Here is a 14,341-nt window from a genome sequence, read left to right as displayed (position 1 = left end):
CTCCTTTATCGTTTTTCAATATTAGTCTTCACGCTTTACGATCATGTGACGTAAAATACCGTCATTGATCTTTGAAAGACGATCAAACTCGTTGATTGCATCTGCGTTTTCAGCGTTAACGTTTACGATATGGTACATACCTTCGGTGTAACCGTTAATTTCATATGCAAAACGACGCTTTGACCAATCCTTTGAATCAATAATTTCAGCACCATTGTCCTTCAAAACGTTATCAAAACGTTCAACTAATTCATTTTTAGCTGCTTCATCAAGTGAAGGATTGATGATGTATGTGATTTCATAATGTGTCATAGTGTTTGCACCTCCTTATGGACTTTTGGTTCTTTTCCAAAAAAATAGAAAAAGAACAAGGTATTACAAGTTATAAGTTTATCATTTAAGTTTTCGATTTGCAATAAGAATCGTAAATTCCGTTACAAATATATATTCGCAAACAAAGTTGCTTTTTGAAAGATTGAAAAACAAAAAAGAAGAGTAGAATATTTTCAGGAAATTGTCAAAATAAACAACGCCTGTGAGCGTTACTTTTGGAGGGAACGTTTATGAAAGATTCATCAAAACCCCGTCTCAGTAAAGAGCAGAAACTTGTAATTGCCTCCACTGCGACGGGTTTTTCTTTTGAAAATATGGATTTCAATTTTATGTCGTTTGCATTATCGTCAATCATTGCCAGTCTTGGAATCTCAACCGTCCAAGCTGGATGGATCACGACGATCACCCAGTGGGGCGTTCTTTTAGGCGGACTGCTGTTTGGCCTTTTAAGTGATAAGTACGGTTGAATTAAAATTTTTTCGTACACAATTTTCATCTTTGCTGCGGGAACGGCTTTAATGTACTTTGCCCATAACATCACGACAATCTACATCCTGCGGTTCCTCATCGGTCTTGGAAACGGTGGAGAGTACGGTGTTGGAATGGCCTTGATTGCCGAACACTTTGCTGCCAAACAATACGGTCGGGTCTCATCTGTCGCCACAATCGGCGGTCAACTCGGGAGTATTCTTGCCGCTATCTTATCAGCCTTGATTCTTCCGCGACTTGGCTGGCACGTCCTTTTCCTTGTAGGGGTATTTCCAGTTATTTTAGCCTTCTTCATTCGGCAAAATCTTAAAGAAAGCAATACTTTTATTACTAACCAGCAAAAAGAAGACAAACCGAAAGTTTCATTTAAACGACTTTTCTCAACTCCGAAACTTTCAATACAGACCCTTGGATTGATCTGCATGGTTGTTGTCCAAGCTGGCGGATACTTTGGATTAATGAACTGGCTGCCAACGATTGTTCAAAAGCAGCTTGGAATCAGTGTCCGCGGTTCTTCTTTATGGATGATTTCAACCATCATCGGAATGTGTATTGGAATGCTTGTTTTCGGTAACATTTTAGACCTCCTCGGGCCGCAAAAGTCATTCGGACTCTTCCTTTTTGGAGCAGCATTGGTAATTTACATTCTTGTCCGTGCCCGGAACATGATTGAGTTATTGATTCTCGGAGCAATCGTTGGGTTCTTTGCTAATGGGATGTATGGCGGTTATGGGGCAATTATTAATTACCTTTATCCAATCGACATTGTAGCGACAGCTAACAGCTTTATCATGAATATCGGCAAGTTCATTGGAAGTTTCTCAACCGTTGTGATTGGCTTCTTAATGAGCAAACTCCCAATGAAAGGCGTGATGGCATTCCTTTCAATCATGTACCTCGTCAGCTTTGCTATCATGATGTTCCTTCCAGGCTTAAAGACCATGACAAAGGAATTACGCGCAAGTAAATAGTAAAACATTAACATAAACAAAAAAACGGTTGTGTCATCTGGCACAACCGTTTTTCTATGCTCTTATTTGTCTTGTTCTTCATTTTCTTGATGAGTAAGTTCACGATCAGCTAAATCTTGAACCCCTTGCTTCATCAAATCATGTTCGTTTTCACCACTCGCTGATGTATCCGCGTTTGCATGCGTTTCTTCATCTGATTGCTCTTCATCTTCCTTTGGTTCTGGATCAACCTTGGCAACCGTTGATACCGTTGAATCATCTTCAAGGTTAATCAAATGAACCCCCAATGTTGACCGTCCTGTTTGGGATACATCTGCAACGTTAAAGCGAATCAAGACCCCTTTATTCGTGATCACCATGATATCCTCATCGCCATTGACGATCGTTAATCCTGCTAACGGACCGTTTTTTTCGGTGATATTGGAAGTTTTAATTCCTTTACCACCCCGGCCCTTGATTGGATATTCACTGACTGGCGTCCGCTTTCCGTATCCCTTTTCAGAAATTACGAAGACGTCGCTGCCCGGAACAAGAATATCTGATCCGATAACATAGTCATTTTCACGCAACCGAATTCCACGAACCCCAGCTGCTGACCGGCCCATTGACCGAACTGTGTTTTCGTTAAATGATACTGCATATCCTAAATGCGTTCCGATGATCATGTTTTGGTTACCGTCTGTCAACGAAACGTTGATCAATTCATCGCCATCGTGCAAGTTGATAGCTTTCAAACCGTTCTTCCGGATGTTTTCAAAGTCTTCAACCGGCGTCCGTTTAACGGTTCCTTCCTTCGTCGTGAAGAAGAGGTATTTAGCATGTTCACCATTATCATGCGGAATATTGATCACCGTTGCAATTTTTTCGCCGGCATCGATATTCAATAGATTAATTACCGGAATTCCTTTCGCTGACCGGCCGTATTCAGGAATTTCATAGCCCTTCATGCTGTAAACTTTTCCGAGGTTCGTAAAGAACAGCAACCGGTCGTGGGTTGAAGTTGTAACCAGATGTTCAATAAAGTCATCATCATGAACGCCCATACCTTGAACCCCACGGCCGCCACGCCGCTGAGCTTTGAAGTCGCTTGTTGGAAGCCGCTTGATATAACCGTTATGAGTCAAGGTGATTGCAACTGATTCTTCTTCGATCAAGTCTTCATCTTCAATACTTGTGACTTCACCAACCATCAATTCGGTCCGTCGTTCGTCACCGTATTTAGCTTGAATATCAAGCAATTCTTGATAAATGATGTCATTGATCCGATCCTTACTTGCCAAAATACCTTCGTAATCAGCAATCGCTTTCATTGTCTTATCATAATCAGCTTCAACCTTATCGCGTTCCAAACCGGTCAATCGGACAAGCCGCATATCCAAAATCGCTTGGGCTTGTTTGTCACTTAATTCAAATTCATTCATCAAGCGGTCCTTGGCAACATCGCCGCTTTCAGATTTTCGGATAATGTCAATGATTGCTTGAATATGATCCAATGCGATCCGCAATCCGGCTAAAATATGAGCCCGGGCTTTGGCTTTCCGCAAGTCGAATTCAGTCCGCCGCCGAATAACTTCAACTTGATGTTTCAAGTAGTATTGCAAAATCTGCTTCAAGCTCAAAATTTTTGGGGTACCATCGACAATGGCAAGCATATTAAAGCCGAATGACGTTTGCATCAGCGTCATTTTATATAAGTTATTTAAAACAACTGACGCACTTACATCCCGGCGAATGTCAATTGTGACCCGCATTCCGTCACGGTCAGATTCATCATGGATCGCCGTGATTCCGTCAATTTCCTTTTCCCGGGCAAGTTCTGAAATGCGTTCGATCAACCGAGCTTTATTTACCATGTACGGTAATTCGTGAATGATAATTTGCTGTTTACCGTTCTTCTGTTCTTCAATGTCAACCTTTGCGCGTAAAATAACCGTTCCACGACCTGTTTCATAAGCTTTTCGAATGCCTGACTTCCCCATTACAATTCCACCAGTTGGAAAGTCTGGTCCTGGAATGGCTTCCATCAAGTCCGCCGTTGTTGCATCTGGATTATCCATCAAAATATGAATTGCCGAAATGACTTCTGATAAGTTATGCGGTGGAATGTTGGTCGTCATTCCGACTGCGATTCCGGTTGCTCCGTTAACTAACAAGTTTGGAAAACGTGCCGGCAAAACTTTTGGTTCCCGTTCAGTTCCGTCATAGTTTGGTTGAAAATCAATGGTATCTTTATTGATATCTCGCAGCATTTCCGTCGCAATCTTAGACATCCGTGCTTCGGTATACCGCATTGCGGCCGCTCCATCACCATCGACAGAACCAAAGTTCCCGTGACCATCAACTAACATGTAACGGTAACTAAAGTCTTGTGCCATCCGAACCATTGATTCGTAAATTGCCGAGTCGCCATGCGGATGAAATTTCCCCATAACTTCCCCAACAATTCTGGCTGATTTTTTATAAGGCTTGTCGGGTGTAACGCCAAGTTCGCTCATTCCATATAAAATCCGACGATGAACTGGTTTCAAACCGTCACGCACATCTGGCAATGCCCGCGCAACTAAGACACTCATTGCGTAGTCCAAAAATGACGTTTGCATGACGTTCGAAAGATCAACGTCTTTAACACGATCTGGTAATTCTACCAAAACAGCTGCCTCCTCCTAGAAAATCATTTTTCATCAAGCTTTTTATTTTTTAGATTAAACGTCCAAGTTATCAACGAACGTTGCATTCTCTTCGATAAATTGCCGCCGCGGACCAACCTGATTACCCATCAGCATTTCAAAGATTCCGTTTGCTTCTTCGGCATCTGATAATTGAACCCGCAACAACCGCCGCTTTTCAGGATCCATTGTCGTTTCCCATAATTGTTCAGCATCCATTTCTCCAAGCCCCTTGTAACGCTGGATAACTGGTTTTGGTGATGCTGGTAGTTGGGCTAAAACTTCATCTAACTCCTCATCTGAGTCAATGTACCGAACCATCTTTCCTTGCCGAACCTGGTACAAAGGCGGTTGGGCAATATAAACATAACCCTTTTCGATCATTGGCCGCATAAACCGATAGAATAATGTTAATAGCAATGTCCGAATGTGGGCCCCATCGACATCGGCATCGGTCATAATGATCAATTTGTGGTAATTAGCCTTTTCAACGTCAAAGTCTTCACCAAATCCGGTTCCTAAAGCGGTAAAAAGCGACCGAATTTCTTCATTGGCTAAAATTCGATCAAGGCTAGCCTTTTCAACGTTCAAAATCTTTCCCCGAATCGGAAGAATCGCCTGGGTCAACCGTGAACGGCCTTGCTTTGCTGAACCGCCAGCTGAATCTCCTTCGACGATAAATAATTCTGAAATTTCAGGATCTTTGCTTGTATTATCAGCTAATTTTCCTGGAAGGTTTGAAATTTCCAATCCATTCTTCTTCCGGGTAACTTCCCGTGCGCGTTTAGCAGCAACCCGCGCTTTGGATGCAAGGATTCCCTTATTAACGATTTCCTTGGCAACCGTTGGATTTTCAAGCATAAATTTACTGAAAACTTCACTGAAAATCTTATCCGTTGCAGCCCGCGCATCTGAATTTCCAAGCTTTGTCTTGGTTTGGCCTTCAAATTGTGGGTCAGGGTGCTTAACTGAAACAACAGCCGTTAATCCTTCCCGGACATCTTCACCTGAAAGATTAGATTCATTATCCTTCAGCAGGCCTGTCTTCCGTGCGTAATCATTTATAACCCGGGTTAACGCCGTTTTAAATCCTGATTCATGCGTTCCCCCTTCGTATGTATGAATATTATTCGTAAAAGTTAACAGATTAGAATGGAAATCATTGGTATATTGCAATGCAACTTCAACGGTAATTCCTTTTTGCACCCCTTCAACGTAAATTGGTTCAGGAAAAATAACTTCCTTGCCCTTATTCAAGTATTCAACGTAGTGCTTGATTCCGCCAACATAATGGAATTCTTCATGCGTTGGTTCTTCCGGCCGTTTATCATCAATCGTAATCTTAAGCCCCTTATTCAAGAAAGCTAATTCACGAATCCGGGTCGTCAATGTTTTGATATTGTAAACCGTTGTTTCGGTAAAAACATCTGGATCTGGTACAAAGTGAACCGTTGTTCCGTGTTCGTGAACTCCGGTTTGACCGATCACATGCATTGCTGTATTGACTTTCCCTAACTTAAAGTCCATTGCATAAATATTCGGATCGCCTTCCCGAGTAACTTGAACATCAAGAGAAGTTGATAACGCATTAACAACAGAAGCACCGACCCCGTGAAGTCCACCGGATACCTTGTATCCGCCACCGCCGAATTTTCCGCCGGCGTGCAATACTGTAAAGACCGTTTCTAGGGCTGGCCGTCCCGTCTTCTTTTGAATATCGACTGGAATTCCCCGGCCGTTATCCTTAACAGTAATACTATTATCTTTTTCAACCGTTACATTAATTTCAGTTGCAAAGCCCGCAAGAGCTTCATCGATTCCATTATCAATGATTTCCCATACAAGATGATGCAATCCTTGTTCACTCGTTGACCCAATATACATTCCGGGACGTTTTCGAACCGCCTCTAGTCCTTCTAAAACCTGAATTTGACTTGCATCGTATTCTTTGGCTTTTTCTTCTTGTAATTCTTTATCTTCCGCCATGCATATCACTCCTTATTCGCGGTCTTATCTTGTTTCGTTGGATAAAACACTTCAGTTTTCAGCTCTGGTTGCTTTTCGGGAATGATTTGGCCATCCCGAATATGAAAAATCCGTGGTTCTTTGATCAAATTTCGAGCAACATCACTTAATCCTGGAGTTGTTAAAAATGTCTGAACCTTGTCTTGAATGGTTTTTAAAAGGTGTGTTTGCCGTGCGCCGTCGAGTTCTGACAAAACATCATCAAGCAAGAGAACCGGATACTCGCCGGTTTGATTTTTCATTAAATCAATTTCCGCAAGTTTGACCGATAATGCCGTGGTTCGCTGTTGTCCCTGTGAACCATACGTTTGGACATTTTTTTGATTGATCAAAAAACGGACATCATCGCGATGTGGACCATAAAGGGTCGTTCCTTGGAAAATCTCTTTGGCTTGATTTTGCTGGTACAGCTCCATCAAGGCTTCTGAAAGTTCAACCTCCGTTAGTGTAGCCGCATCCTTAACAGTACTTGAGTACTCAAAGGTCATTTTTTCCTTTCCCTGGGTAATGCTTTGGTGAAGCTTTTGCGCATATCCTTCCAACTCGCTTAAAAATTTAACTCGTTGACTGATAATTGCACCGCCAACCGCTGCCAGTTGTTCAGATAAAACTTCAAGGTACAACTGATCTTGAGCCTCATGACTTTGCAGCTGTTTCAAATACCGGTTACGCTGTTTTAAAATATCTCGATACTGCGTCAAATCATGCAGGTATTTCGGCGAAACCTGACCAAATTCCATATCAATAAAGCGACGGCGAACAGTTGGGGCGCCCTTAACCAAGGCCAGATCTTCCGGTGCAAATAAAATCACGTTCAACTGACCAAGATATTCGGACAACCGTGCCTTTTCGAGGTGATTGGCCTTCGCCTTTTTACCATGTTTTCCGATATCCAGTTCCAATTTTAATGATCCGAGTTCGCGCTGAACGTTCCCCTTGATTTGGGCAGCATCCTTGCCAAACTCAATCAGCTCACGATCATTATTCGTCCGATGACTCCGAGTCATCGCTAAAACGTAAATCGATTCTAACAGGTTGGTCTTTCCCTGTGCATTTTCCCCAATCAAAACATTGATTTGTGGTGAAAATTCAACCTGCGCCTCATCGTAGTTTCGAAAATGGTGGAGATTTAATTCCGTTAACTTCAATTCCTTAGCGGCCCGCCTTCATGACATACGTTTTGCCGTTTGGAAGTTCAACCTTATCATCCGGATAAAGTTTCCGTCCCCGACGATCGTCAATTTCACCATTGATCTTGACGTTATTTTCACTCAGATACCATTTTGCCTGTCCGCCCGATGAAATTTCATCAACGATTTTTAATAATTGGCCTAAGGTAATGTAAGGTGTTTTCAGATTAACGGTTTCCATTCGTCAAACCTCCTTCAAAAACCAGTCTAATACTTAATAAGTATACCCTTTTTTGGATGCAAAAACAATTTAACTCGCGATAAAATGCGTTTTAAGCTCTTTTAACATCATTGAGTGGGAATCCATTAATCAATGGTAAAAATGCTTATTTTGAATTTTAAGCATAAAAAACGAGATTACCGTCTTGGCAATCTCGTTCAAATTCAAATTTAATTATTTTTGACTTTCACAAATGCCACGCCGTTCAATTTCTTCAAGCGTATGGCCCTTTGTTTCCGGAACCTTAAAAATCACGAAGGCAACGGCAAGCAAACAGATCACGCCGAAAATCGCAAAAACTGTTTCCTGTGACATTGAAACGGTCATTAATGGAAAAATCAATCCGACTGCAAACGCTCCGACCCAATTAAATGCTGAGGCCGTTCCGGTAGCCTTGCCCCGAATCGCAAGCGGAAAGATTTCGCCAACAATAACCCATGTCAGTGGAGCCCATGTAAATCCATAGAACCCAACATAAATGCATAAGAAGATAATCGTGATCAATGGATTAACGTGGTTAAATAGGGTATTGATCACGGCTGGCAAAATAAATGCCAATCCCATTCCGGTTCCGCCAAAGATCAATAATGTCCGTCGATTAAACTTATCCGCAATTGCAAGAAAAATAAATGATGATAATACTAAAATCAGGCCTTCAATTACCGGCCACATCAAATTCGAAGAAGCAGCATGCCCGGTTGCCTTAGCAACAATCAACGGAATGTAGTAAAAAATGGCATTGACTCCCATAAATTGCTGGAAAGCCGCAACGCCAACACCGGCAATTACTAAGTAACGGTATTTACCTGTAAACATCTTGCTTAATTTCTGCTGATCTTTACTTTGATCCTCAACATTTTTAATATTTTGAATATCTTGGATTTCCTTTTCAGCCTGCGCACATGGTTGAACAAGTTGAAGAACTTGCCGGGCTTCATCGATGCGGTCATTTCTTACTAAATATCGCGGTGATCCTGGAAGATTCAAACTTCCTAAAAATAGAATCAATGCCGGGACAGCTGCCATTCCTAGCATTGTTCGCCATGCAAACGTTGCTGGCAAATATTGCAGAAAATAATCAATCACGTATGAAAGCAACGTCCCCAAGGCAATCATCGTAAAGTTGATTCCGGATAATCTTCCCCGAGATTTGGCGGGAGTCATTTCCGACATATAATTTGGAACCGTTGCGGAAATCATTCCAACCGACAATCCCAAGAAAACCCTGACTAACGATAAATAAATATATCCATTCCGCGGTGCAAATGCTGAAAGCAATGACCCGGCAATAAAAATCAGCGCTGAAAACGATAATACCCGTCTCCGCCCAATTTTATCAGTCAAATGCCCCGCAAGCATCCCACCGAAAATCGCGCCAAACATTAAGGATGAAGTAATACATCCTTCCCAAAATGCAGAGTGCATATTCCAGTCAATCTGCAAAAACGGCAAAGCTCCAGTCATAACTCCAATATCGTAACCAAATAGAATTCCACCAAATGAGCCGAAGAAATAAATATACTTTCGCGGTACTTTCTTTATCGTATTCATAATATGCACATCCCTTTTCATTTTATGTTTTGCACAACTTATTATCGTAAAAAAATTCACAATCAATTTTACAAAACATAATTGTAAATTTTATTTTATCGTTTGTCACGAATTTTGTTTACAAAAAGTAAAAAAAAAGGCGGTGACACGTCACCGCCTTTTTCACTTCAATTCATTCAATTAGTATGTCCGAACTGGGGTAATCAATTGAACAAAGTCTTCACTGTCTTCCGTTGGCATCAATGTAAATGGCCGCAATGGTAATGTTAATGATAACTTAACTTCTGCTTGGCCAAATGCTTGTAATGCAGCCCTCATGTAATCTGGGTTGAAGGAAATTTCAATGTCATTTCCAGTCATCTTATCAAATTGTAATTCTTCTTCAATGTTTCCGACTTCTGGTGAATTACTTGATAAAACTGCCGTTTGACTTTCGCTGTTCAAACTTAATTTAACAACATTGTTTCGGCCTTCATGAGACAATAATGAAGCACGTTCGATCGCATGGAGCAAATTAACCGCATTTAATTCAATTTCGGTTTCTGAACTTTGTGGAATCAACCGATCTGTATCCGGATACATTCCTTCAAGCAACCGTGAATAAAATGCTGTAGTGTCAAAGTTAAATAAAATTTGATTTTCAGCAATCTGAATTTCCAAATTGCCAGTTGAATCAGCAATCATTCGTGAAAGTTCGATTAGTGAACGGCCTGGAACAATAATATCATAATCAATATTTTCAGCGCCTGATAATTTTACCTTGCGTTGACTTAATCGGTGCGAGTCCGTTGCAACTGCGTGTAATTCACCATCTTTGATCGTCAAATGAACCCCCGTCAACAACGGGCGGCTTTCTTGCGTTGATACCGCAATAACGGTTTGATTAATAACCTGTTTCATGATATCTGCTGGAATTGATAATTGTTCATTTGTATCAATTTCAGGTAAATGCGGATAATTATCGGCGTCAACCCCGTTAACTTGATATTCTGTTTGACCAGATGTAATAGTTGCTTGGAAATGATCATTGACTTCTATCGTAAATGTATTTTCAGGCAACCGTTTAATGATTTCACTAAAGAATCGTGCGGGTAAAACAATCGATCCAGGTTCGTCGATTAACAATTCATAATTGCTATCATCAATTGAAATTTCGTTTTCAATTGAAATATCCGAATCGCTTCCAGTTAACGTAATTGAATTTTCAGTTGCGGTAATTTTTAATCCCGTTAGAATTTCAATCGCGGTTTTAGAAGAAATTGCCCGTTGCACATCGGTTAATTTTTTAATAAATGCGTTGCGCTTAATTGTAAATTTCATAGGTAAGCTAGCTCCTTAATTAATATATATAGTAATTATTAATTAGTAATAGTATTAGGCTCTGTTATTCTTGTGGAAAACTTTTGAAAAGCTAAGATTTCCTGCATTTTCCTTGTGGATATGTTGTGGATAAAAATCTAATTGATTCACATTTGTCCACAATCAGACCTGTAACTGATCTTTGATTTCTTTAATATCGTTTTGAAGATCCTTATTTGTCAAAAGTTCAGTTTGAATTTTTTCATGCGCGTGGATCACGGTTGTATGATCCTTACCGCCAAATTCTTGACCAATTTTTGGAAGGGATGCATCTGTCAATTCCCGTGAAAGATACATTGCAATTTGCCGCGGCATGACGATTGATTTAACCCGTTTCTTTCCTTTGAGGTCAGTTACAGTGACATTAAAGTACTTTGCAACCTTGTTTTGAATAATTGGAATCGTAATTTCCTTTGTTGCTCCCTGACCAACTAATCCTCGGAGCGCTTCCGCAACCATGCTGGTCGTAATCGGAGCATCCGTCATTGAAGTAAAGACTTTGATCCGCGATAAGGCTCCTTCTAAATCACGTACACTAGAGTCAAAATGACCAGAAATATAGTTCAACGCTTCATCTGGAAGATCTAATCCAAGTGATTGCGATTTTTCACGCAAAATAGCAATTCGGGTTTCAAAATCTGGTGGTGTGATGTCGACCGGCAACCCCATCTTGAATCGGGTAACCAACCGGGTTTGAAGGTTTTGAATTTCGTTTGGTAATCGATCAGCCGTAAGAACAATTTGTTTGTTATTTTGGAAAAGAGTTTCAAATGTATTGAAGAATTCTTCCTGTGTCCCAACTTTATTTGCCAAGAACTGAATATCGTCAACAAGTAAAAGATCAACATTCCGGTACTCATCGCGAAATTCAGATTGGTTTTTTAACTGAATCGAATTGATAAAGTCGTTTGCAAATGCCTCGCTTGAAACATATTTAACTTTAGCTGTCGGATCGCGCTGCAAAATTGTATGACCAATTGCTTGCATTAAGTGCGTCTTCCCTAATCCGGCGCCGCCATAAATGAAAAGCGGATTGTAAACCCGTCCAGGATCTTCAGCAACGGCCAATGCAGCGGCATGCGCCATTTTATTTCCATTTCCAACAACAAATTTTTCAAACGTATAATCGCTATTTAATTGGTTGTTATGAACGAAATTATTGTTAGAAGCTTTTTTTGGCGATGTTGCTGGAATTGGCTTTTCAGTTTCAGTATTTAGGGTATTTTCAGCTGCTTGATTCGATGGTTCATCGTTATCATCTGCTGCGGAACGAATTACGATATTTATTCGCCGACCAATCGCTGGTTCAAGCAAATCAATGATCGTTTCGCTGATATTTCGTTCCCAATATTCTTTAACCATTTGAAATGGGACCTCAATGACAAGGGTGTCATTTTTAAACTCGATAGGTTTGGCCGGCTTGATCCAAGTATTAAATGCAATATCGTTAAATGAGCCGTGCAAACCGTCGAAAATGATTTTCCATAAGGAATCGAGTTCTGGTTCAAGCACGAAACGGCCCTCCTTTTGTAAAAAATTTATACGTCCATTGTAGCATTAAAAAAAATAGTTTTCCACAGGTGTGAAAAATAAAAAAATTCCAATTCACGGATGTTAGTTTAATTATCCACAGGTGGTTATTTTTTGTGGATAAAACTGGCTGATTGTAGCATTATTAACGGGCATTATTTAAAATTGAAGTCACTGGTATCAATGATTTCACAAGTTATCCACAAAATTATCCCGAAATCACAAAAGTTAAATTCACGGGATGTTAATTGTGGATATGTTTGTCTAAAAAGCTGTGGGTTTATTTTTGGTAATTCACAATTGTTCCAAAAATTTAAAAGGCAAATCGGGGATAAAAAGCGTCATGGCAAAGTTGAAAAATCACCTGGGTTTGGAAAAATCGCTTTTCAACTTAAAATTTGTATGTTAAACTTACAAAGTAAGTCTGTTTGAGGACTATTTTGATACAATAATTTAGATAGTTTTGACATCTAAAAATAAGGAGGTGGAATTCATGAAGAGAACATACCAACCTAAGAAACGTCACCGTCAACGCGTACATGGTTTCCGTAAGCGTATGAGTACAAAGAACGGTCGCAATGTGTTAGCACGTAGACGCCGTAAAGGTAGAAAAGTATTGTCTGCATAGATCACTGGACCGTCAGTGGTCTTTTTTCTTATCTAAAGAGCATTCGGATAAGTCCATTTAGGAGATCGACAATGAGAAAATCATATCGCGTCAAAAAAGAAGCAGAATTCCAAACGGTTTTTACAAAGGGTAAATCATGTGCGAACCGCCAATTTGTCGTTTATATGCTTGAAAAACCGGGACAGATTCATTTTCGGGTCGGCATCTCAGTTGGAAAAAAGATTGGGAATGCCGTTGCGCGAAACTGGGTCAAACGCCGGATCCGGCAAACATTAACGGATCTCAAGCCGCAATTGAAACAGGATTGCGATTTTCTTGTAATTGCGCGGCCGACAGTTGCGTGGATGTCAACGGCAGAAGTAAAAAAACATTTAAGCCATGTTTTGCGGTTAGCAAAGGTTTTGCCTGCAAATAACAAAGCGAAAAGTGAGGAATTACAAAAGTAATGAAACGACGTACAAAAAGAAACGTTGCGATCCTTGGCACTTTATCACTGGCCTTGCTTTTAGGCGGATGTACAAGTAATGCCCCAATTACATCTCATAGTACAGGTTTTTGGGATCACTACATTATTTGGAATTTCGTCCGGGCTATTCGGTGGCTGAGTAATTTCTTTGGCCACAACTACGGCTGGGGAATCGTGGTCTTTACAATTATTGTCAGAATTATTATCTTACCGTTGATGTTCTACCAGATGAAGAGTATGCGGAAGACCCAAGAAATTCAACCGAAATTGATGGCATTGCAAAAGAAGTATCCTGGAAAGGATCCGGAATCAATGCAAAAATTAAGCGAAGAACAGCAAAAGCTTTATGCCGAAGCCGGAGTCAATCCAATGGCAGGATGCTTGCCAATGTTGATTCAAATGCCAATTTTGATTGCTTTGTACCAAGCAATTTGGCGGTCACCGATTTTGAAGAACGGCGACTTTTTATGGATGCACTTGGGTGAAAAAGATCCGTACTACATCATGCCAATTTTGGCCGCAATCTTTACATTCTTAACTTCGAAATTATCAATGATGGGTCAACCGGAAGGAACAAACAACATGATGAATAATATGATGTTGTACTTCATGCCGATCATGACTGGTTTCATTGCTTTTAATTTACCGTCTGCATTGTCAATCTACTGGGTTGTAACCAACGCATTTTCAGTGGGACAGACATTGTTACTTCAGAATCCATTTAAGATTCGGCGGGAACGCGAAGAAAAGGAAGCGGCTGAAAAAGCCCGGAAGAAACGGCTTGAAAAAGCTAAACGGAAAGCTTATAAGAGTAAACGGAAATAGTTGCAAAGCTTATAACAGCAACCGCGTGTGTGCGAGGTTGCTGTTTTTTTATAAGAAAATTAATAACTTGATTTGACAACGAAGCCAA

Annotated in this window: 11 protein-coding genes and 1 pseudogene; 4 read left to right on the top strand and 8 right to left on the bottom strand. The window is 40.5% G+C overall.

Going from position 1 to position 14,341, the window contains the following annotated elements; translation table 11 throughout:
- Nucleotides 1-21: 21 nt before the first annotated feature.
- The gene (gene rpsF / locus FC64_RS02245; protein WP_057827198.1) at nt 22-312 is read right to left on the bottom strand and encodes a 30S ribosomal protein S6; all 291 of its coding nucleotides are present in this window, start codon (nt 310-312) and stop codon (nt 22-24) included.
- A gap of 251 nt (nt 313-563) precedes the next feature.
- Here rpsF and FC64_RS02240 point away from each other — a divergent pair.
- Nucleotides 564-1,793, top strand: a pseudogene (locus tag FC64_RS02240) (MFS transporter).
- 62 nt (nt 1,794-1,855) lie between these two features.
- On the opposite strand, the gene gyrA reads toward FC64_RS02240, so the two are convergent.
- From gyrA to dnaA, 7 genes are all read right to left on the bottom strand, one after another.
- The gene (gene gyrA / locus FC64_RS02235) at nt 1,856-4,441 is read right to left on the bottom strand and encodes a DNA gyrase subunit A (protein WP_081035616.1); all 2,586 of its coding nucleotides are present in this window, start codon (nt 4,439-4,441) and stop codon (nt 1,856-1,858) included.
- A 54-nt stretch (nt 4,442-4,495) separates the two neighbouring features.
- Nucleotides 4,496-6,445, bottom strand: a complete 1,950-nt coding sequence (gyrB, locus tag FC64_RS02230) for a DNA topoisomerase (ATP-hydrolyzing) subunit B (protein WP_057906345.1) — start codon at nt 6,443-6,445, stop codon at nt 4,496-4,498.
- A 5-nt stretch (nt 6,446-6,450) separates the two neighbouring features.
- Nucleotides 6,451-7,632, bottom strand: a complete 1,182-nt coding sequence (gene recF / locus FC64_RS02225; RefSeq protein WP_057906344.1) for a DNA replication/repair protein RecF — start codon at nt 7,630-7,632, stop codon at nt 6,451-6,453.
- Between the two features lie 4 nt (nt 7,633-7,636).
- A complete protein-coding gene (yaaA, locus tag FC64_RS02220; RefSeq protein ID WP_057906343.1) occupies nt 7,637-7,855 on the bottom strand; it encodes a S4 domain-containing protein YaaA in 219 nt (72 codons plus the stop codon).
- 213 nt (nt 7,856-8,068) lie between these two features.
- Nucleotides 8,069-9,445 carry a sugar porter family MFS transporter gene (locus FC64_RS02215; protein ID WP_057906342.1) on the bottom strand — a complete coding sequence of 459 codons (1,377 nt, stop codon included), beginning with the start codon at nt 9,443-9,445 and terminating at the stop codon, nt 8,069-8,071.
- Between the two features lie 180 nt (nt 9,446-9,625).
- The gene (dnaN, locus tag FC64_RS02210) at nt 9,626-10,765 is read right to left on the bottom strand and encodes a DNA polymerase III subunit beta (protein ID WP_057906341.1); all 1,140 of its coding nucleotides are present in this window, start codon (nt 10,763-10,765) and stop codon (nt 9,626-9,628) included.
- Between the two features lie 162 nt (nt 10,766-10,927).
- Nucleotides 10,928-12,316: a chromosomal replication initiator protein DnaA gene (gene dnaA, locus FC64_RS02205; protein ID WP_057906340.1), complete on the bottom strand. Its 1,389-nt coding sequence runs from the start codon at nt 12,314-12,316 to the stop codon at nt 10,928-10,930.
- A 511-nt stretch (nt 12,317-12,827) separates the two neighbouring features.
- On the opposite strand from dnaA, the gene rpmH reads away from it, so the two are divergent.
- The 3 genes from rpmH to FC64_RS02185 all read left to right on the top strand — a co-directional run bounded on the left by rpmH (nt 12,828) and on the right by FC64_RS02185 (nt 14,253).
- Complete coding sequence (gene rpmH / locus FC64_RS02195; RefSeq protein WP_057827207.1) at nt 12,828-12,962, top strand: 50S ribosomal protein L34; 135 nt, start codon at nt 12,828-12,830, stop codon at nt 12,960-12,962.
- A gap of 71 nt (nt 12,963-13,033) precedes the next feature.
- The gene (rnpA, locus tag FC64_RS02190) at nt 13,034-13,408 is read left to right on the top strand and encodes a ribonuclease P protein component (RefSeq protein ID WP_057827208.1); all 375 of its coding nucleotides are present in this window, start codon (nt 13,034-13,036) and stop codon (nt 13,406-13,408) included.
- Nucleotides 13,408-14,253 carry a YidC/Oxa1 family membrane protein insertase gene (locus FC64_RS02185; protein WP_057906338.1) on the top strand — a complete coding sequence of 282 codons (846 nt, stop codon included), beginning with the start codon at nt 13,408-13,410 and terminating at the stop codon, nt 14,251-14,253. Before rnpA ends, FC64_RS02185 begins: the two co-directional genes overlap by 1 nt.
- Nucleotides 14,254-14,341 lie beyond the last annotated feature (88 nt).

It is taken from the genome of Ligilactobacillus araffinosus DSM 20653 (assembly GCF_001435375.1).
Taxonomy (GTDB): Bacteria; Bacillota; Bacilli; order Lactobacillales; family Lactobacillaceae; genus Ligilactobacillus; species Ligilactobacillus araffinosus.
This window is presented reverse-complemented; position numbering and strand designations above follow the sequence as displayed.